Raw genomic sequence first — 25,026 nt, 5'->3', positions numbered from 1 at the left:
CGCCGGGCCTACGCCGCGACGTTACGAGCCGCGGAGACCGCCTGGGCGAAGCTCGCCATCACGTCCCCCACGAACACATAGGAGAGGTACGTGGGTGACGTCTTCGCCTCGCTCTGACGCAGACGCCGGAGCGCCTCGCCCACGGTGAGGTGATTGACCTTCAGGTCCGCCACCAGTTGCTCCACCGCGTTGCGCGCGTGCGCGTCCTGCACGGGCCACAGGGGCGCGATGAAGCCGGAGAACTGCTCGCTCACGAACGTCTCGGCCCAGCCCCCGATGCCACCGAGCATGTCGGTGGACGTGCCCACCTCGCAGGCATTGAAGATGACGAGCGGCCGGGACCGCTGCCCCAGCATCGTCATCGAGTTGCGCACCTCGAGCGTCCGCAGCTCGCCATCCTCCAGGTAGACGCACGAGGGCGACACCTCGTTGTTCGCGCTGTACTTGCCGTGCCCGGCGAAGTGCACCAGCCCCACGGGCCGGCCGTAGCTCCCGCCCAACAGGCTCAGCACGGGCTGGCGCCGGCCCGCGACGCGCACCGCGCGAAACCGCCTGGCGAGCTGCAGGGACTCCGCCTGTGCCTGCGGAAGGGGCGCGAGGTGCGGGTGGAACTGGTAGTCCGGGGCGATGGTGAGCATGTCCCCCTGCGTCAGGCGCGTCGTCAGCGACGTCTGGTAGTCGAGCAGCCACCGCGCCACCGGGTGATCCATGCACAGCAACTCCGCGTCCGGCACATCCGTGGGCGCCATCAGCTCCCACGGCACGTGCGGATCATCGGTGATGAACTGGATGGGGAAGCCCGGCCCGTACTGCTTGCGCAGGGCACGGAACGTCTCCCGGAACGCGTTCGGCGTCCGCTGGTAGAGCAGCTTCCCCAGCCCGAGGAACCAGTTGTAGTGCTCGCCCGAGCGGAGCTCGCGCGCCGTGGCGGCCACGCTCTGGAAGAAGGCGGCCGGGTCCGAGCCCAGGTCCAGATCTCCGGAGAGCCGGGCCGGCAGTCCCTCGCATGGCACCGCCACGTGGAGCATCCAGTACAGGCGCCGTGGGTTGCCTCGGTCCAGGCGGTGGATCTGCACCGTCAGGTGGGGCTTCTCGGCCCCGGCCTCGAGCACGAACGTCCCCTTTCCCTCATCCGTCGCCCCGGCGGAAGCCGGCGCCGTTCCGGGCAGGGGCGGCATCGAGGGGGAGCGCGAGGAGGACGGATCCGCGCTCCCCGCGCCAGCGGACTCGATGGGGATGCTCCGGCGGGCCGCGCCGCAGAAGCGGCCTCCATACTCGAAGGTGGCCACCACGGTGAGCTCACCCGAGGCGCCCGGGTTGACGGTGCCCGTGAGGGTGGCGGGGATCGACTCGGCGTTGCGCTGCACCAGCACCACGCCCGTGTCCGCCCCCGCCCGGAACGTCATCTCCGTGCAGAGCAGACGGACCTTGATGGGGAGCTCCTTCCAATCGGGCGGCAGCCCGGAGACGGTGACCCCCGCGGACTCCGTCGCCGAGCCCACCTCCGTCAGCGCCAGGTCCACCGTCAGGGGAAGCGCTTGTCCAGGGCGCGCGGGCACCACCGGCTCCACCGAGGGGTAGCGGGTGATTCGCTGCCCCTCGTCCAGCGCGGCCGGGGCATCGATCGCCTCCGGCGGAGGCTTCACCAGCGAGGCGGAATGCGGCTCCACCGACCGTTTCCGCTCCGGATCCTGCGGCGGCAAGGAGAAACGCACCAGCTGGTCGACCACATCCTCCTCGTCCTCCGGCAGCTGGCCCGCGCGGTGGAAGACGGCGAAGACGTCCGTCACGGGCATGACCTCGGGGCCCCCCTTCACGCTCACGCGGTACAGGCCGGGAGGCAACGGGCGCAACGTGCCCACGTGGAAGCCATCGGCGTCACGCGTGAGCTCCGTCGAGAACGACTGGCCCGTCTTCACGTTCGTGACGTAGGCCTGGAGCGACACGGGCTCGGCCGAGGGGCGGACACGAACCGTCACCGGCTCGTCGTGCCCGAACGCATCCTCGAGGTACAGTGAGAGGCTCCGCGGCGACGGCCCGAACAGGCTGTCCCGGTACTTGTCGAGGTTGATGAGCTGGCCGGTGAGCACGCCCTCCACGTGGGCCAGCACCTCGAAGGCGTTCTGCAGCGAGGCGTGAGACGTGGGGCTGTACATGACGCGCACCTGGTGGCGCTCCTCCAGCGGCAGCGCGGAGACGCGTGGCACCGTGCCATCACCCCCGTGGTCCGTGCCATCCGGATCGCTGTGAAGCATCTCCAGCGCTCCGGACGCGGTGAGGCGAACCCCTTGCAGCGTGGGCTGGGTGCTGCCCACCACCGGGTAGAGCGCGTAGCCCCGCTTGGGGTCGAGGTACCCGGTGCTCTTCGCGTTGGTCTCGATCGCCTGCTCGATCTCCCGCTGGAAGGCGAGTCCCGCCGCGGCCTTGACGGCATCGAGCTGGCCGAGGCCCTGGGCCTCGCCCGGACGGACGATGCTCCCATCGGGCAGCTGCACGCATGGGTACGTGGGCAGGAGCTGGTACGCCGAGGGGAGCGAGCGCACCATCTCGGACAGATCGAAGAGGTTCACCGGCCCCAGGTTCTTGCGGAAGCCCAGCGCGAGCGCCTGCAGCGCCATGAACGAGCCACGGTGGGGCGTGCCGAAGGTGATGAGCGCGCGCGTGTCCTTCCATCCCCCGAGGCACTCGAGGAAGTAGCGCGACACGACGCCGCCCATGGAGTGACCCACGAGGATGAGGCGCGCATCCTTGGAGCCGCCGTTGCTGTTGCGCCACGCATGGAGCCACCGCTCGGACTCGCGAGCGAGCCGCTTCGCGGTGAAGCGGATGTCTCGCCGCCAGTCGTAGGGGAACTCGAAGAAGTTCGCGCCGGGGATGAGCCCCAGCTTCCCCACCAGCGTCTCCGCCACGCGGGTGTAGCCATCCACCTTCCACAGCCCGGGGATGAGATGCGTGTCGGGCAGGACGGCGGTGGCCTCCACGCCATCGTCGGCGAGCTCGCCCCCGCTGTCGGACTTCAGCGTGAGGGACTTCACGCTGCCCGCGCCGCTGAAGAGGGCACGGAAGATGGCACTACCGGACAGTCCCCAGATCTCCTTGCCGTCCCGCTTGAGCACACTGCCGAGCAGACCCGGCAGAAGAACGACGACATCCTTGATGACGGCGGCCATGACTACCTCCAGCAGAGGGGGCTCGCCCCCGGGCGCTCGTACGCGCGAGCACCGGGAGAACTGACGATCCCCGGTAGTCTACGGTTCCCTTCCGACCCAACGGAAAAGGGCAACGGTACGGGACTGAACGCTCCAGGCCGACGTGAGCGGTTCTGAACACGGGTTCAGAGGGATTCATTCACCGAGAGCATGGGTTGCTAGCACTCCTTCCCTCTGTAGGATGCCCGCCCCATGCGAACGAGACTCCTCACGACCGGACTCCTCCTCCTCTCCCTGACGGCCTGCTCGAAGGACAAGGACAAGCAGGCGGAGGGCACGCCCCCCGCGAGCACGACGCCCCAGGCGACGACGCAGAGCGCCCCGGCCAACACGGGGACGCAGGCGCCCGCGAATCCGGCGCCCCAGGCGGCCCAGACGAACACGGAGCCGAAGGTGCATGGCTCCAGCCCGGTGCCCCGCTCGCGGCCTCCCGCGGAGAAGCCGGGGCCCTGGCAGCAGAAGGCGCTGAACGGCCAGGAGCTGTACGCCACGCTGGAGACGAACCACGGCAACGTCGTGGTGAGGCTCTTCTCGAAGGACGCTCCGGTCACGGTGGCGAACTTCGTGGGCCTGGCCACCGGCGAGCAGGCGTGGACGGATCCGAATACGGGCGAGGTGAAGCAGAACACGCCGATGTACCGGGACATCCTCTTCCACCGGATCATCCCGGGCTTCATGATCCAGGGCGGAGATCCGCTGGGCAGGGGCACGGGCTCGCCGGGCTACATGTTCGAGGATGAATTCCAGAGCGGCCGGACGTTCGACAAGCCGGGCATCCTGGCGATGGCGAACCGGGGACGGAACACGAACGGCAGCCAGTTCTTCATCACGGTGGCGCCGCAGCCGCGCCTCAACGGCGGGTACACCATCTTCGGCGAGGTGGTGAAGGGCTACGACGTGGTGGAGCGCATCTCCAACGTGCAGACGGGACCGCAGGACAGGCCCGTGAAGGACGTGGTGATGAAGAAGGTGACGATCAGCGACACGCAGCCGAAGAAGTAGTGGAGCGAGTGATGCGGAGTGTGAGAACGCGCCTGGGCGAGCTGGACTGCGTGGTGGTCGACGCCATTCCCGAGGGAGCGGGTCCGGAGCTGGCGGTGGTGCTGTGCCACGGCTTCGGAGCACCTCCCACGGATCTGGTGCCCCTGGCACCGGAGCTGGTGGGGCTGAAGCCGGAGCTGGGACCGAAGGTGCGGTTCGTGTTCCCGGCGGCCCCACTGAAGCAGGCCATGATGGGGCAGAGCGTCCCCGCGTGGTTCAACCTGCCCCCGGAGGTGCTGATGGGGCGGGAGCGGAACTGGGAGCAGTTCGCGGCCTCGACGCCGGAGGGGCTGGCCCAGGCGCGGCGCGGGGTGATGAGCCTGCTCGCCGCGCTGTCCACGGCGACGAAGCTGCCCTACGGGCGGATCGTCCTGGGCGGGTTCAGCCAGGGCGCGATGGTGACGACGGACGTGGCGCTGCGGCTGGAGGAGGCTCCGGCGGGGTTGTGCATCCTGTCGGGGACGCTGATCTGCCAGGACGAGTGGAAGGCGCGCGCGGAGCGGCGCGAGGGCATGCCGGTGCTGCAGAGCCACGGGCGCTACGACGACATCCTGGCGTTCCACGCGGCGGAGCGGCTCCATTCCCTGCTGACGAACGCGGGGCTGCCGGTGGAGCTCATCCCCTTCGACGGACCGCACACGATCATGCCGGACGTACTGGAGCGGATGGCGGAGTTCCTGCACAACCGTCTCGAGAAGCGTTGAACCCGAACCCCGGACCCCGAGGAGGCAAGCCATGTATCGCGCGAAGGAACTGACGGTGGCGACGACGCGGGGCCGGGGCTTCTACGACATCACGGACGAGGTGCAGCGGGCGGTGGCGGAGAGCGGTGCACAGGAGGGCCTGTGCACCATCTTCCTGCACCACACGAGCGCCTCGCTGCTGCTGTGCGAGAACGCGGACCCGGACGTGCGAAGGGACCTGGAGGCCTTCTTCTCGAGACTGGTGAAGGACGGAGACCCACTCTTCCGCCACGACGCCGAGGGCCCCGACGACATGCCGGCGCACGTGAGGACGGTGCTGACGCAGAACTCGCTCAACGTGCCGGTGAAGAATGGCGAAGCCCATCTCGGCACGTGGCAGGGCATCTACGTCTGGGAGCACCGGACCTCGCCGCATCACCGCCGGCTCACCGTCTCCGTGGTGGGCTGAGCCCCCTACTCCGTGGGCTCCTGGGCCTCGAGCAGCTTGTAGAGCGTCTTCCTATCCACATCCAGCAGGCGCGCGGCCTCGCTCTTGTTGCCGCCGACGAACTGGAGCACATGGGCCGCGTAGCGCCGTGACAGCTCGGCCAGACTCGGCATGTCCCCGGTCAGGCCACTGAGCTTCTTGGGCGCATCCCCGATGGGCTCGGGGAAGTCCTGGGGCGCCAGCACCCCCGTCACGTTGAGCGCGAGCGCCCGGGCCATCACGTTCTCCAACTGCCGCACGTTGCCCGGCCAGTCATACGCGGTGAGCCGCGTCATGACCTCCGCCGTCACCACGGGCGCCACCCCACCCCGGGCATGCATCGCCGCGAAGTGCTCCACCAGCGCGGGGATGTCCTCACGCCGCTCGCGCAGGGGTGGCAGGTGCAGGTGCACCACGTCCAGCCGGTAGAGCAGATCCTCCCGGAACAGCCCCTCGGCCACCCGCTCCTTCAAGTCCTTGTTCGTCGCGGCCACCACGCGCACGTCCACCTTCACGGGAGCGCTCTCGCCCACGCGGCGGATCTCCCCCTCCTGCAGCGCGCGCAGGAGCTGCGCCTGCACCTTGGGCCCCACGTCACCAATCTCATCGAGGAACAACGTGCCGCCATGGGCCTCCTCGAAGAGACCGCGCCGCGCGCCCGAGGCTCCGGTGAACGCGCCACGGGCATGGCCGAACAGCTCGCTCTCCATGAGGGACTCGGCGATGGCGCCACAGTCCACGGGGATGAAGGGCCCGTTGGAGCGCGGTGAGCGCCGGTGCAGCGCGCGCGCCACCATCTCCTTGCCCGTGCCCGTCTCCCCGGTGATGAGCACCGGCACCGCGGTGGCCGCCGCCCGGGCCACCTGCTTGTAGACCTCGAGCAACGCGGGGCTGCGCCCCACCATGGAGCCACGCTCCACCCGCTTGCGCAGCGAACGGTTCTCCTCCACCAGGCGCTTCTGCTCCAACGCCCGCTTCGCGACACGCACGATGGCGTCCACGTCGAAGGGCTTGGAGAGGTAGTCGAAGGCGCCCTGCTGGATGCTGTCCAGCGCGCCCTCGATGTTGCCGAAGGCCGTCACCACGATGACGGGCGTGTCCGGCAGCTGCGCGCGCACCTCGTTCAGCACGGTGAGCCCATCCCCCGCGCTGGGCATGGCCATGTCGGTGAGCACCAGATCGAACGGCCCATCCTCCGCGAGGCGCGCCTGGGCCTCCTTCGGATGCGCGGCCTGGAACACCTCTCCGAGCATCCCGAGCAGGCGCTTGAGCAGATCCCTCGCGTGGGGATCATCATCGACGACGAGGATACGGGTGGGATTCATCAGGCAGCTCCGCGGACAGGAGGCGCGGCTTCCGTCGCGAGGGGAAAGCGGACCAGTACCCGTGTACCCGCGTTCAGCGCCGAGTGCACCAGCAACGTGCCCCCGTGTGCATCCACCAACCTCTTGGTGGTGGCCAGGCCGAGCCCATGTCCGGGAATCTCCCGGGTCTCCGGCGCACGGAAGAAGGGCTGGAAGAGCTTCGCCTGCGTCTCCGGGCTCATGCCGGCACCGTTGTCGACCACTTCCAGCACCGCCTCGCCCCCCTCCCGCGCCACCCTGACGGAGACGCGCGCGTCGGGCCGGCCCGCCGTGTACTTCACCGCGTTGGACAGCAGGTTCTGCGCGATGATCTGCAGCAGCTGAGAGGGACACGGCACCCGCACCCCGGACTCCAGGGAGCGCTCCAACGCCACGCCCTGCGCGGCGGCCGTCTGACTCACCTCCAGCAGCAGCGTGCTCACCGCGGTGTCCAGCTCACCCACCAGGGGATCGCCCCGGGTGCCGGCACGGCAGAAGCGCAGCAGTGCCTCGATGAGCTCGCCCATGCGCTTCGCGCTGGACTCGGAGAGCGACACCAGCTCCAGCGCCTGCGCGTCCTTCACCGCCCCCGAGCGCCGCAGCAGCGTGAGGTACCCCTTGAGTGGCGACAGCGGCCCCATCAAGTCATGCGCCACACGCCGGGTGAAGGCATCCAGCTCCTGGTTGCGCCGGTCCAGCTCCTCCATCTGCGCCTGGATGGTGGCCTCCTGCCGCTTGAGCACCGAGGTGATGCGCAGGCCCACCGCCAGCGACACGAACACCGCCAGCAGCGTCACCACGCCCCCGTAGGCGAGGTTGCGCACGCGCAGGGCGGCCAGGTGCTCCAACAGCATGCGCGCCTCATCCGCGTTCTCATGGGCGAGCTGTCCCGCCAGCCCGTCGATCTCCTCGGCCAGCGGGCGCACCTGCTCCACCAGGTGGTGCCGGGCCTGCTCGGCCTGCTGACGATGGGAGAAGACCGCCGCGGCGCGCACCTGCTGGGCCAGCCGGGTACAGGCCATGTTGAAGCGCTGCCACACCACGAGCGTGTCGTTGCGGGGGAGCTTGCGCGTGTAGTCGTTGGTCGCCTCGCGGATGTCCGCGAGGATGTCCTCCATCACCTCGTTGGCGATCTGTCGCTGCTCGTCGTCGGTGGCGCGGATATGGGCCTCGATGGCCGAGTCCAGCGAGAGCGCGTCCACCCGGATGCGGCCGATGAGGCCCGCTCGATCCAACGCCTCCTGGACGCGCTCGTCCACCTGACGGCTGGTGCGGACCTCCGACCAGAGCGTGAAGGCGGCAACCCCCGACAGCAGCATCACCGCGAACAGGAAGCCCGCGCGGTAGCCACGAATGGACGCGGGTGACCTCACGGATTACTGCTCGCCTCCTGCGGCGGCTGCTCCTGCCCGGCGGGGGGCTGCACGGGTTGCGCGGGCTGCGGCTGGCTGCGCCGCCGGGCCCGGGAGAGCGCCGACTGGAACCACACGTCCTCCAACTCCTGCTGCAGCTCCTGCAGCTCCGTCAGCTCCTTCTGCCGGTTCACCAGCTGCGCGTTGTGCTCGACCAGCGAGTGCCGCTCCGCCTGCACGCGGTCCAGCTCGTCCTCCAACAGATGGGAGAGCTGCTCGGACTCCGCGCGCTCCTGGGCCGCCGCTTCGAGCGCACTCTCCACTTCGGCGAGCCGCATCGCGAGGGCCTCCGCACGTTCACGCTCTTCCTGATACCGCTGCCGCCACCGCTCCACCTCGACCGACACCTGGGGTTGGGAGGATACCTTCGGGGTCGCGCATCCCACTCCCAACCCACCCGCGACCAACGCGATGAAGAGGTACCGCATACCTTCGCTCCCGTCCTCCGCACGCGCGGCATGCGCATCCGGCCTAGACCGGGCTCTAGCGTCACCGACAGACACGGGCCAGCATCCCCAAGACAGGCGATGCCGTCAAAGACCTCCGGCGCTTTCTGGGGAGGGTGCCCCCAGGCCGGGCAGGCGGAATGGGGAGTTTCTCCGCAGACCGGTGACTTCCTCACTCTAGGTAAATCCTGGCACGGCGGATGCTCTGTGTCGCGAGTGCAACGCCGCACTGCCGCGACGTTTCGTTGCTGCACGGAGAATTCACATGAAGAACCTCATCGCCGCCATCGCCCTGACCGCCTCCATGTCCGCGTTTGCCTCGGAGCCGGCCAAGGCCGCCGAGCCCGCGCCCGCCGAGGTGAAGGCGGAGGCCAAGCCCGAGCCCGTGAAGGCCGAGGCCAAGCCCGAGCCCGTGAAGGCCGAGGCCAAGCCCGAGCCCGTGAAGGCCGAGGCGAAGAAGCCCGCGAAGAAGGCCGCGAAGAAGGCCCCGAAGACCGCCGAGGAGCTCCAGTAGTCCTACCGCCCCCCGCGAAGGGGGGCGCCCCCGTCGTTTCCCGGGCCGGGAGAATTCTAGCTCGCGGAGGAATGCGCCTCGCCGCCTCCGAGCTCCCGCTCGCGCATCCGCGTGTAGTGCGCGACGGCATCCGCGATGGCCCTGTTGAAGCATTGGAGGAGGATCCACGCCTCCTCCAGGCGGAGCAGCGCGTGCCCCCGCTCCTGCACCAGTTCGAAGATGCATTCGTGCAGCGCACCGTACTCGCGCACGATGCCGCGGAGGTCGAACCCGATGAGGAAGCGTTGCTCGCCATGCTCCCATCCCAGAGGGCCCACCCGGTGCGTCTTCGGCGCCTCGCCTTCCTCCTCACGACGCAGGGCGGCGATGACCTCCCGTAGGAATTCCGGGATGTGATCCGCCAGCTCCGGCTCCGTGCGCGGACCCGGAGCATGGTGTTGCTGGACCCGCTCCAACCAGCGCGCGAAGAGCCGCTCCCTTCCGGCCTCCATCATATCGGCGAGGGTCTCCATGGATGCGCTCCCGTGTGTTCTCACGGGGAAAGGTGGGTACGCGCGGAGCGGAAGGCGCGGGGTGTGACAGGCAGGGAGGCAAGGGCCTCCTCGCATCCCGCTCCATCGGGCGAGCGCACCTGCCTGCTCCCCTGGCGAACCCCATGGATCCGGAGTCCAGGCTCCCTGGGGACATCCCCGCCCCCTAGCTTGAGAGTCACGGCCCTCCGCCCTTCATCCCGGGGCGCCGCACACCTCATGGACACTCCCGAAGACAGGAACGCGGCAGGAGGGACATCCGGCAATCATCGGCCGAGCTGGGAGCAGCTCATGGCCGAGGCCCGCGCCCACTTCGGCGTGGAGGAGCTCCGGCCCGGCCAACGGGAAATCATCGAGGCGCTGCTGCAGGGCAGGGACGTGCTCGGGGTGATGCCCACCGGCGCGGGCAAGTCGCTGTGCTTCCAGCTCCCCGCCCTCCTCCTGCCGAAGGCCACCGTCGTCGTCTCCCCGCTGCTGGCGCTGATGCGGGATCAGCACGAGAAGCTCTCGGAGGCGGAGGTGGACGTGGTGAAGCTGGACTCCACGCTCACCCAACGCGAGGCGGACGAGGTGGCGAGAGAGGTCCGCCGCGGCGAGCACGGGCTCATCTACATGACGCCCGAGCAGCTGGAGAAGCCCGAGCGCATCGAGGCACTGCGCAAGGCCGGCGTCTCCCTCTTCGTCGTGGACGAGGCCCACTGCGTCTCCCAGTGGGGGCACGACTTCCGCCCGGCCTTCCTCGCGCTGCGTGACGCCGTGCAGCAGCTCGGCCGGCCCCCCATCCTCGCGCTGACGGCCACCGCCACCCCCCAGGTGCGCGAGGACGTGCTCGAGCAGCTCGGCATGCGGGGGGCCAGGGTGATGAACACCGGCATCCAGCGCGACAACCTCTTCCTGGAGGTGGCGCGCACGGTGAACCCCGAGGCCAAGCGGGCGCGGCTGATGAAGCTGCTGAAGGAGGAGCCGGGCACGGGCATCGTCTACACCGCCACCGTCCGCAAGGCCGAGGAGGTGTGGCAGTGGCTGAAGGACGCCGGCATCGAGGCGGGCCGCTACCACGGCAAGATGAAGGCCTCCGAGCGCGAGGAGGTGCAGCAGCGCTTCATGGAGAACGGCTACCGCGTCATCGTGGCCACCAAGGCCTTCGGCCTGGGCATCGACAAGCCGGACATCCGCTTCGTGGCGCACTGGCAGTTCCCCGACTCGCTGGAGAGCTACTACCAGGAGGCGGGGCGCGCGGGCCGGGACGGACAGCCAGCGCGCGCCGTGCTCTTCTACCGGCTGGAGGATCGGCGCATCCAGGGCTACTTCCTCGGGGGCAAGTACCCCCGGCGCGAGGAGTCCCAGGCGCTCTACTCGGTGCTGCGCGAGCTGTGGGCCCACCGCCAGGGCAAGCCCGTGCCCCTGAAGGTGCTGACGGAGGCCTCGGGACTGCCCGCCAACCGGGTGAAGGTGCTGGTGGCACAGCTCGCCGGGGCCGGCATCCTCGATCGCGGCTCGCGCGGGCTGAAACGACTGCGTGACTTCGAGAGCGCCGAGGAGCTCGGCGAGTACCTCATCGCCTACGAGAAGCGCCACCAGAGCGACCGGGAGCGCCTCCAGCAGATGATGCGCTACGGGCAGACCACCGGGTGCCGCTGGCGCTTCCTCGGCGAGTACTTCGACGAGCCGGAACACGCCGAATGCGGGCACTGCGACAACTGCGAGGAGCGGGCCGCCGGGCACTTCGACGCGGCCAGTCCCACACGCATCGCCACTCCCCCCACCACGGCGGACACCGCCAATGCGGTGTAGATGGAAAAATACGCGGAAATGGCTGTAGCGGGCGGGATCATCCTGTACGCCCGAGGCCGAAAGGTTCTGGTAGCCTGACGAGCCTCGGCTCCCCATGTCCTCGCTCGACGCCACCGCCACCGCCATCAGCCGGCCGCACGCGCCGGATCTCATCCCCGGCTACCGACTGGAGAAACTCGTCGGAACCGGAGGCATGGGAGAGGTCCACAAGGCCACCCAGCTGTCCCTGGGCCGCACCGTCGCCGTCAAGCTGCTCAGCCAGCAGCTCGCCCAGGAAGAGAGCTTCGTCGCCCGCTTCCAGAAGGAGGCCGCGGCGCTCGCCACCCTGCACCACCCGAACATCGTCTCCATCGTCGACAAGGGCAGCACCGCGTCGACGTACTACCTGGTGATGGAGTTCGTGGACGGGCCCTCCCTGCGCGAGTGGATGCGCACGCCCCAGGAAGACCCGAACGAGACGCTGCGGGTCATGCTGCAGATCTGCCGGGCCATCGAGTACGCGCACAACCGGGGCGTCATCCACCGGGATCTCAAGCCGGAGAACATCCTCTTCGACGCGCAGGCCGGGGACCTCCCCAAGGTGACGGACTTCGGCCTGGCCTCCTTCCTGGAGGATACCAGCACGCGCTTCGCGCTCACCAGCACGCACGTGGCCATGGGGACGCTGTCCTATATGGCGCCCGAGCAGAAGGTGGACTCGAAGAACGCGGACGGACGCGCGGACATCTTCGCGCTCGGCCTCATCTTCTACGAGATGCTCGTGGGCGAGCTGCCCGCGGGCCACTATGATCCGCCCTCGCGCCGCAGGCCGGGGCTGGACCCGCGGCTGGACGGCATCATCGCCAACTGCATCAAGCAGCTGCCCGCGGACCGCTACTCGAGCGTGTCCGAGCTCATCCGGGCGCTGGAGCCGCTCGCCCCCAACTACACCACCGTGCGGCCGGCGAAGCTCAGCCGGATGCAGCGCGTGAAGCTGGCGGTGAAGCGCGCGGTGCGTGTCTTCCTGCAGGCGACGGCCACGCTGCTGGTGCTGGCCGCGCTGGCCGTGCTGGGCGTGACGTGGCTGCGCAACACGGAGAGGCGCGTGCCCATGACGCCGGGCGCCGCCCTCACCGCGGAGCTCGGCCCCCCCTCGGCGCAGCGAATGGCGGGGCGGCTGACCTCGGCCAACGGCGAGCCACGCAGGGTGACCCTGGGTGAAGGGGTGGACCAGCCCTCCGTGCTGGTGTCCGGCCGGCCGCTCACCCTGGATGACCGCACGCTCGTCTTCCCCGCCGTGGAGGGCCAGTCGCGCGTGGGCCTCATGATCGTGGACGTCCTCGGAATGAAGGGCGATACCGCCCGCCTCACGGCCCGGGTGAACACCCGCAACCCCGAGTCCGACACCGTGGACCTCCGGCCCCTCATCTACGGACCTCCGCCGGACCCCGAGACCGCGCTGATGCTGGTGAACAGCACGCGGGAGATAAACCGGTACGTGGCCCTGGTGTACAACGGCGCCGGTGCGCCGCTCCGGCTGGAGTGGAAACTGGGAGAGAAGCAGGGAGCCATGCTGGGGGGCGTGTCCCCCGAGGGCCCCGTGGAGCTCGAGCTGAACATCGATGAAGAGGGTGTGCTGATCGCCTCGGTGGGAACCAAGGGTGACAAGCGCCCCATCGCCGAGCCCCTCCACCTGGGGCTGAACTGGCAGGAGAGGCATTTCGGCAGGGCCCCCTTCCCCGCTTTCGGCTGCATCGAGGGCATCTGCCAGGCCGAGGGCTTCAACTACATCGTGAAGCACCAGCCCCCGGCCACCGCGAGCCAATCCGCCGAGCCCCCTCGCCAGCAGACCGTGAGGACCTCCGCCCCAGCCCCCACCAGGCGGCCCGCCACCAAGCCCGCCCCGTCCAAAGGTAAGCGCTCGAAGTAGCAAGGGGCCGCTCCCTGTAAGTGGAAGTGGCCTCACCCGGGGCTTTGCATTATCCCTGTGCGCTCCATGCGCACGCTCAACCGCGGACTCACCGCGCTCCTGCTCGTCGCCGGCCTCATGGCCGGCTGTGCCCACTCCCCCTCATCCAACGAGGTACTCGAACAAGCCGCCACGGCGGCGAAGGAGGGGAACAGCGAAGCCCGCACACTCGCGCTCGCCGGCTTCCACGCGTGGTTGATGACGGGAGACGCGGCCGCGGCCCAGGGCCGCTTCGACGAGGCCGTGGCGAAGGACCCGGCCGACCCCTACGCCCTCTACGGCCAGCACCTGCTCGCGCGCCGCGCCGCCCAGCCCCGCCGCGCGCTGGATGCCGCGCTGGCAGTGGCCACCCGTGCTCCCCGCCATCCGCTCGCGGTGCCCTCCGCGCGTTACGTGCTGGACCTGGTGGGCTCCTCTCCCGCGCTGGATGAAGTCATCCTCACGGGCCTCAAGACAGCGCTCGACGCCGGCTCCATGGGCGAGGCCGCCCAGCTGCTGCGTGCCAGCCAGGCCGCCATTCTCGGCCTGAGGGGCGACCGGACCGCCCAGGCCAAGGCGCTCGAGGACATGGGCGCCACGGGCACGGCCACGCTGCTGGGGCCCTTCTCTCCCTGGCACCTGCTCGCCTTCGACGACACCACTCCTCCGGAGAAGGACGGCTCGCTGGCGGGCCCCTTCACCGGCCCCTTCGGCCCGCTCGTGCCGCGCACCCTGCGCGCGCCGGACAGCCGCCTGGACGTGGCGGGCGAGCCGGGCCCAGGCGACATCTACCTGCTGGCCGTGGACGCGGAGGTGCCCGAGGCCGGTGTCTACGTGGTGCGCTCCGTCTCCGCCTCCTCCCACAAGGTGATGCTGGATGGCACGCCGCTGATGGAGCGCCGCGCCTTCGCCCGCGCCGCCTCCACGGTGACGGCGCACCCCGTGCGGCTCGCGGCGGGCCGGCACCGCATCCTCCTCAAGCTGCTGAAGGACCAGCGCGGCGCCAACATGACCTTCGCGCTCGCACGCGCGGACGGGCGCCCGTCGGCCATCCGCTACAGCCCGGCCACCGGGCCCGCGCCCTCCTCGTGGGGCTCGGCCCCGAAGGACGCCGAGGCGGAGCTCGTCTACCCGCGCGCGGAGGACCTGGCCGCCGCGCTCACCCCCGAGGCGGGCCCGCTGCTGGCGGACTTCGTCGCGGTGCGCGATGGGATGGGACGGGACTCGAACGGCGCCTGGAAGCTGATGACGCGCCTGCAGAAGGCCTCGCAAGTCCCCGCCGTCCTCTCGCTTCGCGCCGAGCTGGCCTCGCAGGACCGGAGCATCCCCAGCAAGGTGTCACGCGGGCGCGCGACGAGGGACCTGGAGGCGGCGCTGGCGAAGGATCCAGGCGATGTGACGGCGCTGCTGCTGCGCGCCGAGCTGACCCTCAACGACGGACAGGCGGCCGCGGCGCTGGAGACGCTCAAGACGGCGCGGGCCGCGGCGAAGCCCACGGGCTGGCCCGTCTACATGCTGGAGGCGCGCGCGGCGCTGGCGCTGGAGGTGGACAGCGCGGCCGAGGAGAGCCTGCTGGCGGCGCTCCAGGAGCAGCCGGGCCTGTGTGATGCGCAGGGGATGCGCTACGCGCTGGCGCGACGCCGTGACGCGGTGACGCGCGCGGACGAGCTGGTGGCGACGTTGGAGGGCTGCCCGGGAGCGCTCGTCCGAGCCGCCGAGCACGCGCGGATGCGGGGAGACCTGGCTCGGGCCGCCGAGCTCTACCAGCAGCAGCTCGCGCGCAACCCCGGCGACGTGACCACGGGCGTGGCACTGACGAGCGCGTACGTGGCGCAGCGCCGCTTCGACGAGGCCACGGCCACCCTGAGGGCCCTGAACGCGCTCTGGCCGCGCAACGCGAGGGTGGTGGAGAAGCTGGCGGACGTGCGCGAGCTCGCCGGAGACGCGAAGGGCGCGCTGGCACTGCGCGAGCAGGCCCTGCTGCTGGACGGGAGCAACCTGGCGCTGCGCCGCGCCGTGGTGCGTGCGAAGACGGGGCAGGAGCTCCTCCAGGCGTATGCCATCGACGGCCGGCAGGCCATCAAGGACTACGAGGCCAACCCGGGCCCCGAGGAGAGCGCCGCCGCCTACGTGCTGGACTCGGCGGCCACGCAGGTCTACCCGGACGGCTCACAGGTCACCCGCATCCACGGCATCCAGAAGGCGCTGGAGCAGAGCGGCGTGCAGGAGATCGCCGAGGTGCACCTGCCCTCGGGCGCGCAGGTGCTGGCGCTGCGGACGATCAAGGCGGACGGCACGGTGCTGGAGCCGGAGAGCATCGAGGGCAAGGACACCGTCAGTCTGCCGGGCGTGCAGGTGGGGGACTACGTGGAGGTGGAGTACCTGCTGGCGGAGGGCCCACGCGGCCCGGCGCAGCCCGGCTTCAAGGCCTCGGACTTCTACTACCGCATCGCCAACATGCCGGACCATCGGGCCACGTACACGGTGGTGGCGCCGAAGGGCACGGGCATGAAGGTGGACGCGCACAACATGAAGGTGCCGCCCCCGGTGGTGAAGGGAGACGAGGAGGTCTTCACCTTCGAGGTGCGGAACGTGCCGCCCTTCATCCCCGAGCCGGATGGCCCGCCGTCGAGCAAGGAGTACCTGCCGTTCGTGGTGGTGGGCGCGGGCACGACGGGCAACGACAAGCTGGTGGGTGTGTACGCGGACTCCTTCCTGGACCGGGGCATGCTCAACTGGGAGGTGGAGGCGTTCGCGCGCGAGGCGGTGGGAGACAAGCGTGGGCTGGAGGCGGTGCGAGCGCTGTACGCGGCGGTGATGAAGCGCTTCAGCGGCCGGGACGCGGGGCTGACGCAGTCGGCGGCGTCGTCGGTGGCGCAGGACCGGGGCAGCAGGCTGTGGGTGCTGAAGGCGGGCCTGGAGTCGCTGGGGATTCCCACGCGCATCGCGGCGGTGCGCACCTTCTCGGCGGATCCGGCGGAGTACCTGTTCCCCGAGGAGTCGCTGCTGCCGTACGTGGTGCTGCGAGTGGACGTGCCGGGCGAGGACCCCGTGTGGTTGGACACCAACACGCGGTTCGCCCCGTTCGGCGAGCTGCCCGAGACGGCACTGGGCGAGCGTGACGCCTGGCTGATGCCCGAGCCCGGCCGTCCCCTGGAGAAGGTGAAGACGCCGCCCATGAAGCAGCAGACCGGCAAGCAGGTGAAGCTGGCGCTGGAAGTGGATGGAAGCGGCCAGCTCATCGGCAAGGGCGAGGAGCAGTACACGGGTATCGAGGCGGCACAGCTCGCGGAGGCCTTCGAGGCCATCTCCGGTGAGCGCCGGCGGCAGGCACTGCAAGGAGCGGTGGGCCGCTACTTCGGCGGAGCGGAGCTGACGGGCCTGAAGCTGGAGCGCTCGGCGGAGGTGGGGGCGCCCTTCACGGTGCGCTACGAGTTCAAGGCCCCGAACTTCGCCCGGGCGGACAAGGACAGGCTGGTGATGCCGACCATCACCATGCCGGCGATGCTGGGACGTCAGTACGTGCAGCTCAGCACGCGCAGTACGCCGCTGTACCTCGACGACACCGATGCGAGCCAGACGGTGGTGACGCTGACGATGCCGCAGGGCTACCGGCTGACGGATCCCCAGGCGCAGCTGAAGGTGGAGAGCCCGTTCGGGCGGCTGCTGCGCACGGAGAAGCAGGAGGGACGCACACTCACCATCGAGGAGACGCTGCGGGTGGAGCGAGGGCGCATCCCGGTGAAGAAGTACGAGGACTTCGCGCACTTCGCGGGAGAGGTGGACCTCATTCAATCGAGGGACCTGGTACTGGAGAAGAAGCCGTAGCCATCCCGAGTACTACGCCCCCTCTCCCGCTGGGAGAGGGCTGGGGTGAGGGTATCAGGGCCCCGGAGTCCCAGCGGGAGTTCCCTGCTCCGCACGAGGAGAAGGCGGGGCGCTCCCGGCGATACGGACGACCGGGTGCGGCGTGAGGACGTACCCGCGCAGCGCATCCTCACGGATCAGGCTCCACACGATGGCCGCTGGGAACTGGCGAGCACCCGCGCCAGGACGGACCCCGCGGGCTCTGCCGCCGCCTGTACGGAGACCCCGTCGCCCATCCCTAGAATTCGTAGAGGACGATGTCCCGAGCTCCAGCGACGTGCGGAATCGTGCTCCCGTGCTCACTCCGGTACATCTCCCGCCAGCGCTCCTTCACGGGCGTCAGGTCGAAACGCAATGTCGTGGTGACGTGCGCCCGGCATTGGTCGTCATGCGCATCGTGGAGGAGGACGAGCGACGCTTGCGTGGGGTTGGATTCGGCGAAAGAACCGTCCCACGAAAGCGCGAAGTCGTGCTCCGCACAGCCCCCTCCGTAGGAGACATTCACGAGCAACAAGTCCCCCGAGAGGGAGAGGCCCTCGACGTCGACGGGGTCCCGAGGTCCCGAGGGAGCCACCCCTGCCTCCCCGATCGTCAAGCGGATGACCTGCTGATCATCCCCCCAGATGATGTCAGGATCCTGGAAGCAACACCCACTCAGACACAACAGAACGACCACGGACGAAACCAGACGCAGCATGCTCCCTCCTGTTGAATCGAATCGGGGAGCAGGCCTGAGCAAGTCCGGGACCACCCTGCGTTCTCCGGGATGTCCCTCGGAGGAACACCCCACGTCGTTCGGCGCCACACGTCCGAGCGCCTCGAAAATTCGAGGCGCTCATCGGAAAGCCGCCACGTGGGGGCACTGTCAGAACGTGTAGCGCGCGATGGCCTGGGAGCCCGCGAAGCGCAGCTCGACGGTGCCGTGCTCGCTCTTGTTCTGCTCGCGCCAGCGCTGCTTCAACGGACCGAGGTCGAAGCTCGCGGTCCGGTTCAGCAGGGCCTCGCACGAATCCCCGTGCGCGTCGTGGGCCAGGACGAGCTCCGCCTGCGCTTCACCCGCCGCCGACTTCTGGAAGCTACCCGCCCAGAGAAGCTCGTACGTGTGCGGACCGCAGCCGCCCGAGTGCATCACCCTCGCCACGAGCGTATCGCCCTGGACCTCGACGCTCTTGATGGCGATCTCATCCTTGGGCGAGGGGGACGCTGTCACCCGCACGGCACTGGGAGTGGAGTCAGTGGCGGCCGGGGACTGCTGCTCACCCGGGGGAGCCGCCACCGGAGTTTCCGTCGGAGTTTCCGCGGGGCTCACCACGGGGGTGGAGGGGGTGTCACCGCCCCCGGTCGAGGACTTCGGCCCCGCACATCCGAGCAGGGCACAGAGAACGAAACCGCTCCAGATTGGCTTGCGCATATGCCTCCTGAGAAAGCAGGAGGCTACATCCAACCGAGTTGCAATCGCGCGACATCCGACATGCGACTCTGGTCCCAGGGCGGATCCCACACGAGTTGCACATCCGCCTCCTTCACCCCGGGCAGGTCCTGCACCTTGCGCCGCACGTCATCCACCAGCACGGGGCCCATGCCGCACCCCGGAGCCGTCACCGTCATGTGGATCTCCACCCGGTAACCGCCCTCGGGCAGCGACGTGGACTTGCACTGGTACACCAGCCCCAGCTCCACGATGTTCACCGGAATCTCCGGGTCATACACCGTGCGCAGCTGCTCCCAGACGCGCTCCTCGTCGAACGAGCCCTCGGCGGCCTCCGCCTGGGACGCCTCGGACCTCGGATTCTGCGCGAGGTAGTCAGCCCCCAGCACCTCCGCGTCCTTCTCGTCGATGCGCATGAGCTGCCCGTAGTCGCCCTGGACGGTCACATTGCCGCCGAGCGTCTGGAGCACTCGCACCTCGGTGCCCGCGGGCACCATCACCCGCTCGCCGCTGGGAATCATCGTCACTTCGCAGTCGCGCGCGAGCGGTGTCAGCAAGCCTCTCATCCGAACCTCCTCCCTACTCCGTCGAGACCGAGGATGACTGGCCCTCGAGCGCCGCGCGCAGCGCATGCCACGCCAGGCTCGCGCACTTCACCCGGGACGGGAACGCATTCACGCCGGACAGCACCGCCAGCTTCCCCAACGCCTCCATGTCCACACCGTCGGGGCCCTCCGTCACCAGCTTGTGGACCAGCTCGAAGAGCCGCTCGGCGTCCGCCCGGGACAGCTCCTTCACCGCGCCCGTCATCAGCGACGCCGAGGCGCGGGAGATGGCACACCCCTGCCCCACGAAGCCCACGTCCTTGATGACGTCGCCCTCCATCCGCAGCGTCACCGTGAGCTGGTCGCCACAGAGCGGGTTGTAACCATCCGCCTTCCGGTTGGCGCCCTCCACCTCGCGGAAGTTGCGCGGGCGCTTCCCGTGCTCCAGCACCACCTCCTGGTAGAGGTCCTGCAACTCCGAGCTCATGCGAACACCTCCCGCACCTTGTGCAGCCCGCGAACCAACGCGTCGATGTCCTCGCGCGTGTTGTACATGGCCAGCGACGCACGCACGGTGGCCGCCACCCCGAAGCACGACAGCAGCGGCTGCGCGCAGTGGTGCCCCGCCCGGATGGCCACGCCCTCGCGATCCAGGATGGTGCCCACGTCGTGGGCGTGCACGTCCTCCATGATGAAGGACAGCACTCCGGAGCGCTCGCGCCCCCGGCTCAACAGCTTCAAGCCCGGCACGCTCTCCAGCGCACGCGAGCCGTACTCCAGCAGCTCGCGGTCGTGCGCCGAGATGCCCTCCAACCCCACCGCGTCGATGTAATCCATCGCCGCCGCCAGCCCCACCGCACCCGAGATGTCCGGCGTGCCCGCCTCCAGGCGGTACGGCAGCCGGTTGTAGACCGTCTTCTCCATGGTGACGGTGAGGATCATGTCCCCCCCGCCCTGCCAGGGCGGCATCGACTCCAGCACCGAGGCCTTGCCGTACAGCACACCGATGCCCGTGGGCCCGAACATCTTGTGTCCGGAGAACGCGTAGAAGTCGCAGTCCAGCTCCTGCACGTCCACCCGGAAGTGCGCCAGCGCCTGCGCGCCATCCACCAGCACCGGCACGCCTCGAGCGTGGGCCCGCTTCACGATCTCCCGCACCGGATTCACCGTGCCCAGCGCGTTGGACACGTGCGTCACCGCGAGGATGCGCGTGCGCTCCGTCAGCAGCGCGTCGAGCTGCTCCATCCGCAGGTCACCCCGCTCGTCCACCGGCACCACCTTCAGCGTGGCGCCCGCCTGCTGGCAGAGCATCTGCCAGGGGACGATGTCCGAGTGGTGCTCCATGGCGGTGATGAGCACCTCGTCACCGGGGCCCACCTTGCTGCGCCCGTACGTCTGCGCCACCAGGTTGACGGCCTCGGTGCAGCCGCGCACGAAGATGATCTCCTTCGTCTCGCGCGCGTTGATGAACCGGCGCACCCGCTCGCGAGCACCCTCGTAGGCCTGCGTGGCCCGCTCGGAGAGCGCGTGCACGCCCCGGTGCACGTTGGCGTTGTCGTGCGTGTAGTAGTGCACCAGGGCGTCGATGACGGCCTGGGGCTTCTGCGTCGTCGCCGCGCTGTCCAGGTACACCAGCGGCCGGCCCCGCACCTCCTGGTGGAGGATGGGGAAGTCCGCGCGGATGCGCGCCACGTCGAAAGATGAGCCGCTCATGCCCTTCCCTCCTTCGCTCCCGGCAACTTGCGCGCCAGCAATTCCTCCACCTGATCCCTCAGCGTCGCCAGCGGGACCGCGCCCACCACCTCGGTGGCGAAGGCGTGCGTCAGCAACGACTCCGCCTGCGCCCGGGGAATGCCCCGGGACCGGAGGTAGAAGAGCGCCTGCTCGTCCAGACGGCCCACCGTCGCGCCGTGCGCGCACCTCACGTCGTCCGCGAGGATCTCCAGCTGCGGCCGGGCATCCGCCATCGCCGACTCCGAGAGGAGGAGGTTGCGGTTGGCCTGGCGCGCATCCGTCTGCTGCGCGTCCGGACGCACCAGCACCTTGCCGTGGAAGGTGCCACGCGCCTTGTCGTCCAGCACGCCCTTGTACAGCTCGCGGCTGCTGCAGCGCGGGTGCGCGTGGTCCAGGTTCGTCCAGTTGTCCAGGTGCTGCGTGCCGTGGCCCACGTACAGCCCGTTCAGGGTGGCCTCGCCCCCCTCGGCGCAGAAGAGCGCGTGTATCTCGTTGCGCGCGAGCGCCCCGCCCAGGGAGATGACATGCGAGGCGAAGCGGCTGTCCCGTCCCTGCTCCACGTGCAGGCTGCCGATGTGGTAGGCCGTCTCGGACTCGGCCTGCAGCTTGAGGTGCGTGAGCCGCGCCCCATCACCCAGCACCACCTCCGTCACCGCGTTGGTGAAGGAGACGCCCGGCGCCGCGCCCACGTAGCTCTCCACCAGCGTGAGCTCACTGTTCTCCCCGGCCCGCACCACCACCCGGGGGCTCGCCAGCGCCACGTGGTTGTCCCCGCGCGCGAGGAAGAGGAGCTGCACGGGCTCCGGACACACCGTCCCGCGCTCCACGCACACCAGCGCGCCCTCCTCCAGCAGCGCCGCGTTGAGCGCGGTGAAGGCACTCGCCTCCGCGCGCGCCCGGCGGCCCACCAGCGACTCCACCTCCCCGCCCTCTTGCAGCGCCTCGCGCAGGCTGCGCACCGTGAGGCCCGCGGGCAGACCGTCCACCCGAGACAGCTCCCGGACGAACCAGCCATCCACGAACACCAGCCTCGGGCCGCTGCCCGGCAGCGCGAGCCGCGCCACCGCCGCCTCCACGCCCGCCTCGTGCACGGTGCGCACGGGGCTGAAGGCATGGCCGGAGATGGGGGCCACGTTCGTGTACTTCCAGTCCTCGTTCCTCGAGGTGGGGAAGCCCTGGCGCGCGAGCTGCGCGATGCCGTCCTGCCGCAAGGCCCGCAGCCACGAGGGAGCACCCGCGGCCCGCTCCGCCTGGAAGCGCTCGGCCAGGTCGAGGTAGTGCTGCAACCCCGCATCCGTCACGGCCGCGCCTCCTTACCGCCCGCGCCCTGGCCCAGCCACGCGTAGCCCTTCTGCTCCAGCTCCAGCGCCAGCTCGCGCCCGCCCGTGCGGACGATGAGCCCGCCGGCCAGCACGGACACCTTGTCCGGCACCACGTACTCCAGCAGCCGCTGGTAGTGGGTGATGACGAGCATGCTCCGCTCCGGCGAGCGCAGCGCGTTGATGCCCCCGGAGACGATGCGCAGCGCGTCGATGTCCAGGCCCGAGTCCGTCTCGTCGAGGATGGCCAGCCGCGGCTCCAGCACCGCCATCTGGAAGATCTCGTTGCGCTTCTTCTCGCCGCCGGAGAAGCCCTCGTTCACCGAGCGCTGCATGAAGGCCTGGTCGAGCTGCACCAGCTTGGACTTCTCGCGCGCGAGCTGGAGGAAGTCCATGGCGTCGAGCTCCTCCTTGCCCTCGGTGCGCCGCCGGGCGTTGAGCGCCGTGCGCAGGAAGTGCAGGTTGCCCACGCCCGGAATCTCCACCGGGTACTGGAAGGCCATGAAGACGCCCGCGTGGGCGCGATCCTCCGGCTGCATGGCCAGGAGATCCTTGCCGTCGAAGAGCACCTCGCCCTTCGTCACCTCGTACGTCTCGCGGCCGGAGAGCACCTGCGACAGCGTGCTCTTGCCCGAGCCGTTGGGGCCCATGATGGCGTGCACCTCGCCGGGCATGAGCTCCAGGTTGATTCCCTTGAGGACCTCGCGACCCGCCACGCGCACGTGCAGGTCGTTGATGCTGAGCAGCGGCTTCATCCCACGCTTCCTTCCAGGCTCACGCTGAGCAGCTTCTGCGCCTCCACGGCGAACTCCATGGGCAGCTCCTTGAAGACCTGCCGGCAGAAGCCATTGACGATCATCGACACGGCGTCTTCCTTCGAGATGCCTCGCTGCTGGCAGTAGAAGAGCTGGTCCTCGCCAATCTTGGACGTGGACGCCTCGTGCTCCACCTGCGACGAGGAGTTCTTCACCTCGATGTACGGCAGCGTATGGGCGCCGCACTTGCTCCCCAGCAGCAGCGAGTCGCACTGGGTGTAGTTGCGCGCGCCCTCGGCGCTCTTGAGCACCTTCACCAGGCCCCGGTAGGTGTTCTGCCCGTGGCCCGCGGAGATCCCCTTGGAGACGATGGTGCTCTTCGAGTTGCGGCCCAGGTGGATCATCTTCGTCCCCGTGTCCGCCTGCTGCCGGTGGTTGGCGAGCGCCACCGAATAGAACTCGCCCACCGAGTCGTCGCCCTTGAGGATGACGCTCGGGTACTTCCAGGTGATGGCCGAGCCCGTCTCCACCTGCGTCCAGGAAATCTTGGAGCGGTTGTGGGCGATGCCACGCTTGGTGACGAAGTTGTAGATGCCACCGCGGCCCTGCTCGTCACCGGGGTACCAGTTCTGCACGGTGGAGTACTTGATGGTGGCCCCATCGAGCGCCACGAGCTCCACCACGGCGGCGTGGAGCTGATTGGTATCGCGCATGGGCGCGGTGCAGCCCTCGAGGTAGCTCACATAGCTGCCCTCGTCGGCGACGATGAGGGTGCGCTCGAACTGGCCGGTGTTCTCCGCGTTGATGCGGAAGTAGGTGGACAGCTCCATGGGGCAGCGCACCCCCTTGGGCACATAGACGAACGAGCCGTCGCTGAACACCGCCGAGTTGAGCGCCGCGAAGAAGTTGTCCGAGTGCGGCACCACCGTGCCCAGGTACTTCTTCACCAGCTCGGGGTGCTCGCGCACCGCCTCGGAGAAGGAGCAGAAGATGACGCCGGCCTTGGCCAGCTTGTCCTTGAAGGTGGTGGCCACGGACACCGAGTCGAACACGGCATCCACCGCCACGTTCTGCAGGAGCTTCTGCTCCTCGAGCGGAATGCCGAGCTTGGCGTAGGTCTTGAGGATCTCCGGATCCACCTGATCCAGGCTCTCGAGCTTCGGCTTCTGCTTGGGGGCCGAGTAATAGATGATGTCCTGGTAGTCGATGCGCGAGTAGGCCACCTTCTGCCAGTCCGGCTCCTCGAGGGTGAGCCAGTGCCGGTAGGCGCGCAGGCGCCACTCGAGCATGAAGTCGGGCTCGCCCTTCTTGGCGGAGATGAGGCGGATGATGTCCTCGTTGAGCCCCTTGGGGATGGACTCGGACTCCACCGCGGTGACGAAGCCGGCCTCGTACTGGCGCTTCGTGAGCTCCTGGATGGTCTGCGTACTCATGATGGGACTCCTCTCACGGTGGCCGGAGGGGTGGGATTCTGGGTGGGGGCGGACGGGCGGGCGGGCACTCCGAGGCCCACCAGGCGAGGTACCGGCGCACAGAGATCGGCCAGCGTCAGGCGCCCGAGCGCGTCCTGGATGGTGCGGTTGATGACACGCCAGTGGCCGCGCACGCGGCATACCGTCTCCAGCTCACAGGTGCCGGCCGGAGGATGCGCACCGTGCGCACCACACTCGGTGAGGGAGACGGGGCCCTCGAGCGCGGCGATGATGTCGGTGAGGGGAATGCGATCCGCGGGCTGGGCCAGGCCATAACCACCGCTCGCGCCCCGATGGGACACGAGCAGGCCGGCACCCTGGAGCCCCTTGAGCACCTTGCTCACCGAGGGCAGGGGCACACCGGTACCGGCCGCCAATTCCCTCGCCGTGCGCGTTTCATTCCCGGCACGCGCCAGCTCGGTCAGCAGCACGATGCCGTAGTCGGTCATCTTGCTCATCCGGAGCATTCGGAATCTCTCCACCGATTGGGCGCCCCCGACTGCCGGGGGCACCTGCGTT

The 25,026-nt window shown here is 69.5% G+C and carries 21 protein-coding genes; 7 read left to right on the top strand and 14 right to left on the bottom strand.

The genetic code is table 11. The features are described 5' to 3' along the window. Positions 1-8: 8 nt before the first annotated feature. Positions 9-3,170 (bottom strand): lipase/acyltransferase domain-containing protein, encoded by a 3,162-nt coding sequence (locus JQX13_RS24740; protein WP_203411380.1) that lies wholly within the window; start codon positions 3,168-3,170, stop codon positions 9-11. Between the two features lie 231 nt (positions 3,171-3,401). On the opposite strand from JQX13_RS24740, the gene JQX13_RS24735 reads away from it, so the two are divergent. From JQX13_RS24735 to JQX13_RS24725, 3 genes are read left to right on the top strand one after another with little or no spacing between them, the layout of a single operon-like run. Beyond that, the gene (locus JQX13_RS24735; RefSeq protein ID WP_203411379.1) at positions 3,402-4,211 is read left to right on the top strand and encodes a peptidylprolyl isomerase; all 810 of its coding nucleotides are present in this window, start codon (positions 3,402-3,404) and stop codon (positions 4,209-4,211) included. Positions 4,212-4,222: 11 nt separating this feature from the next. Continuing rightward, positions 4,223-4,954, top strand: a complete 732-nt coding sequence (locus JQX13_RS24730) for an alpha/beta hydrolase (protein ID WP_203411378.1) — start codon at positions 4,223-4,225, stop codon at positions 4,952-4,954. A 31-nt stretch (positions 4,955-4,985) separates the two neighbouring features. Beyond that, on the top strand, positions 4,986-5,402 hold the full coding sequence (locus JQX13_RS24725) for a secondary thiamine-phosphate synthase enzyme YjbQ (RefSeq protein WP_203411377.1): 417 nt from the start codon (positions 4,986-4,988) through the stop codon (positions 5,400-5,402). A gap of 5 nt (positions 5,403-5,407) precedes the next feature. On the opposite strand, the gene JQX13_RS24720 is transcribed toward JQX13_RS24725, so the two are convergent. The 3 genes from JQX13_RS24720 to JQX13_RS24710 are packed head-to-tail and all read right to left on the bottom strand — an operon-like array spanning position 5,408 to position 8,603. Further along, positions 5,408-6,745: a sigma-54-dependent transcriptional regulator gene (locus JQX13_RS24720; protein WP_203411376.1), complete on the bottom strand. Its 1,338-nt coding sequence runs from the start codon at positions 6,743-6,745 to the stop codon at positions 5,408-5,410. Continuing rightward, positions 6,745-8,082 carry a sensor histidine kinase gene (locus JQX13_RS24715; RefSeq protein WP_239015341.1) on the bottom strand — a complete coding sequence of 446 codons (1,338 nt, stop codon included), beginning with the start codon at positions 8,080-8,082 and terminating at the stop codon, positions 6,745-6,747. The genes JQX13_RS24720 and JQX13_RS24715 overlap by 1 nt, the downstream gene beginning before the upstream one ends. A 50-nt stretch (positions 8,083-8,132) precedes the next feature. Next, the gene (locus JQX13_RS24710; protein ID WP_203411374.1) at positions 8,133-8,603 is read right to left on the bottom strand and encodes a hypothetical protein; all 471 of its coding nucleotides are present in this window, start codon (positions 8,601-8,603) and stop codon (positions 8,133-8,135) included. Positions 8,604-8,886: 283 nt separating this feature from the next. On the opposite strand from JQX13_RS24710, the gene JQX13_RS24705 reads away from it, so the two are divergent. Beyond that, positions 8,887-9,135 (top strand): hypothetical protein, encoded by a 249-nt coding sequence (locus JQX13_RS24705; protein ID WP_203411373.1) that lies wholly within the window; start codon positions 8,887-8,889, stop codon positions 9,133-9,135. Positions 9,136-9,191: 56 nt separating this feature from the next. Here JQX13_RS24705 and JQX13_RS24700 read toward each other — a convergent pair whose 3' ends face one another. Next, complete coding sequence (locus tag JQX13_RS24700; RefSeq protein WP_203411372.1) at positions 9,192-9,647, bottom strand: RsbRD N-terminal domain-containing protein; 456 nt, start codon at positions 9,645-9,647, stop codon at positions 9,192-9,194. Between the two features lie 309 nt (positions 9,648-9,956). Here JQX13_RS24700 and JQX13_RS24695 point away from each other — a divergent pair, with 309 nt between their 5' ends. From JQX13_RS24695 to JQX13_RS24685, 3 genes are all read left to right on the top strand, one after another. Beyond that, a complete protein-coding gene (locus JQX13_RS24695) occupies positions 9,957-11,459 on the top strand; it encodes a RecQ family ATP-dependent DNA helicase (RefSeq protein ID WP_203411371.1) in 1,503 nt (500 codons plus the stop codon). A gap of 94 nt (positions 11,460-11,553) precedes the next feature. Continuing rightward, complete coding sequence (locus JQX13_RS24690; protein WP_203411370.1) at positions 11,554-13,368, top strand: serine/threonine-protein kinase; 1,815 nt, start codon at positions 11,554-11,556, stop codon at positions 13,366-13,368. Between the two features lie 66 nt (positions 13,369-13,434). After that, a complete protein-coding gene (locus tag JQX13_RS24685; protein WP_203411369.1) occupies positions 13,435-17,214 on the top strand; it encodes a DUF3857 domain-containing protein in 3,780 nt (1,259 codons plus the stop codon). Between the two features lie 277 nt (positions 17,215-17,491). Here the strand turns inward: JQX13_RS24685 and JQX13_RS24680 are convergent, their stop codons facing one another. The 9 genes from JQX13_RS24680 to JQX13_RS24640 form a co-directional block, all read right to left on the bottom strand. After that, positions 17,492-17,950 carry a hypothetical protein gene (locus JQX13_RS24680; RefSeq protein WP_203411368.1) on the bottom strand — a complete coding sequence of 153 codons (459 nt, stop codon included), beginning with the start codon at positions 17,948-17,950 and terminating at the stop codon, positions 17,492-17,494. A 168-nt stretch (positions 17,951-18,118) separates the two neighbouring features. Further along, positions 18,119-18,664, bottom strand: a complete 546-nt coding sequence (locus tag JQX13_RS24675; RefSeq protein ID WP_203411367.1) for a hypothetical protein — start codon at positions 18,662-18,664, stop codon at positions 18,119-18,121. Between the two features lie 23 nt (positions 18,665-18,687). Further along, positions 18,688-19,248, bottom strand: coding sequence for a putative Fe-S cluster assembly protein SufT (sufT, locus tag JQX13_RS24670; protein ID WP_203411366.1), 561 nt, complete (start codon positions 19,246-19,248; stop codon positions 18,688-18,690). A gap of 13 nt (positions 19,249-19,261) precedes the next feature. Next, a complete protein-coding gene (sufU, locus tag JQX13_RS24665) occupies positions 19,262-19,714 on the bottom strand; it encodes a Fe-S cluster assembly sulfur transfer protein SufU (protein ID WP_203411365.1) in 453 nt (150 codons plus the stop codon). Continuing rightward, positions 19,711-20,940, bottom strand: a complete 1,230-nt coding sequence (locus JQX13_RS24660; RefSeq protein WP_203411364.1) for a cysteine desulfurase — start codon at positions 20,938-20,940, stop codon at positions 19,711-19,713. The genes sufU and JQX13_RS24660 overlap by 4 nt, the downstream gene beginning before the upstream one ends. Further along, entirely contained in the window at positions 20,937-22,262 is a 1,326-nt protein-coding gene (gene sufD, locus JQX13_RS24655) for a Fe-S cluster assembly protein SufD (protein WP_203411363.1), read from the bottom strand. Before sufD ends, JQX13_RS24660 begins: the two co-directional genes overlap by 4 nt. After that, positions 22,259-23,035, bottom strand: a complete 777-nt coding sequence (gene sufC / locus JQX13_RS24650) for a Fe-S cluster assembly ATPase SufC (protein WP_203411362.1) — start codon at positions 23,033-23,035, stop codon at positions 22,259-22,261. The genes sufD and sufC overlap by 4 nt, the downstream gene beginning before the upstream one ends. Next, a complete protein-coding gene (gene sufB / locus JQX13_RS24645; protein WP_203411361.1) occupies positions 23,032-24,468 on the bottom strand; it encodes a Fe-S cluster assembly protein SufB in 1,437 nt (478 codons plus the stop codon). The genes sufC and sufB overlap by 4 nt, the downstream gene beginning before the upstream one ends. Beyond that, positions 24,465-24,974, bottom strand: a complete 510-nt coding sequence (locus JQX13_RS24640; protein ID WP_203411360.1) for an SUF system Fe-S cluster assembly regulator — start codon at positions 24,972-24,974, stop codon at positions 24,465-24,467. The genes sufB and JQX13_RS24640 overlap by 4 nt, the downstream gene beginning before the upstream one ends. Between the last annotated feature and the right edge of the window lie 52 nt (positions 24,975-25,026).

The sequence above is a fragment of the Archangium violaceum genome, assembly GCF_016859125.1.
Lineage (GTDB): Bacteria > Myxococcota > Myxococcia > Myxococcales > Myxococcaceae > Archangium > Archangium violaceum_A.
Note: the sequence above shows the minus strand (reverse complement) of the source record. Positions and strands in the feature narration are given on the sequence as shown.

Coding starts and splice junctions, on each gene's coding strand:
- JQX13_RS24740 (WP_203411380.1), bottom strand. CDS start 3,170: ATGGCCGCCGTCATCAAGGATGTCGTCGTTCTTCTGCCGGGTCTGCTC.
- JQX13_RS24735 (WP_203411379.1), top strand. CDS start 3,402: ATGCGAACGAGACTCCTCACGACCGGACTCCTCCTCCTCTCCCTGACG.
- JQX13_RS24730 (WP_203411378.1), top strand. CDS start 4,223: ATGCGGAGTGTGAGAACGCGCCTGGGCGAGCTGGACTGCGTGGTGGTC.
- JQX13_RS24725 (WP_203411377.1), top strand. CDS start 4,986: ATGTATCGCGCGAAGGAACTGACGGTGGCGACGACGCGGGGCCGGGGC.
- JQX13_RS24720 (WP_203411376.1), bottom strand. CDS start 6,745: ATGAATCCCACCCGTATCCTCGTCGTCGATGATGATCCCCACGCGAGG.
- JQX13_RS24715 (WP_239015341.1), bottom strand. CDS start 8,082: ATGCTGCTGTCGGGGGTTGCCGCCTTCACGCTCTGGTCGGAGGTCCGC.
- JQX13_RS24710 (WP_203411374.1), bottom strand. CDS start 8,603: ATGCGGTACCTCTTCATCGCGTTGGTCGCGGGTGGGTTGGGAGTGGGA.
- JQX13_RS24705 (WP_203411373.1), top strand. CDS start 8,887: ATGAAGAACCTCATCGCCGCCATCGCCCTGACCGCCTCCATGTCCGCG.
- JQX13_RS24700 (WP_203411372.1), bottom strand. CDS start 9,647: ATGGAGACCCTCGCCGATATGATGGAGGCCGGAAGGGAGCGGCTCTTC.
- JQX13_RS24695 (WP_203411371.1), top strand. CDS start 9,957: ATGGCCGAGGCCCGCGCCCACTTCGGCGTGGAGGAGCTCCGGCCCGGC.
- JQX13_RS24690 (WP_203411370.1), top strand. CDS start 11,554: ATGTCCTCGCTCGACGCCACCGCCACCGCCATCAGCCGGCCGCACGCG.
- JQX13_RS24685 (WP_203411369.1), top strand. CDS start 13,435: ATGCGCACGCTCAACCGCGGACTCACCGCGCTCCTGCTCGTCGCCGGC.
- JQX13_RS24680 (WP_203411368.1), bottom strand. CDS start 17,950: ATGCTGCGTCTGGTTTCGTCCGTGGTCGTTCTGTTGTGTCTGAGTGGG.
- JQX13_RS24675 (WP_203411367.1), bottom strand. CDS start 18,664: ATGCGCAAGCCAATCTGGAGCGGTTTCGTTCTCTGTGCCCTGCTCGGA.
- sufT (WP_203411366.1), bottom strand. CDS start 19,248: ATGAGAGGCTTGCTGACACCGCTCGCGCGCGACTGCGAAGTGACGATG.
- sufU (WP_203411365.1), bottom strand. CDS start 19,714: ATGAGCTCGGAGTTGCAGGACCTCTACCAGGAGGTGGTGCTGGAGCAC.
- JQX13_RS24660 (WP_203411364.1), bottom strand. CDS start 20,940: ATGAGCGGCTCATCTTTCGACGTGGCGCGCATCCGCGCGGACTTCCCC.
- sufC (WP_203411362.1), bottom strand. CDS start 23,035: ATGAAGCCGCTGCTCAGCATCAACGACCTGCACGTGCGCGTGGCGGGT.
- sufB (WP_203411361.1), bottom strand. CDS start 24,468: ATGAGTACGCAGACCATCCAGGAGCTCACGAAGCGCCAGTACGAGGCC.
- JQX13_RS24640 (WP_203411360.1), bottom strand. CDS start 24,974: ATGCTCCGGATGAGCAAGATGACCGACTACGGCATCGTGCTGCTGACC.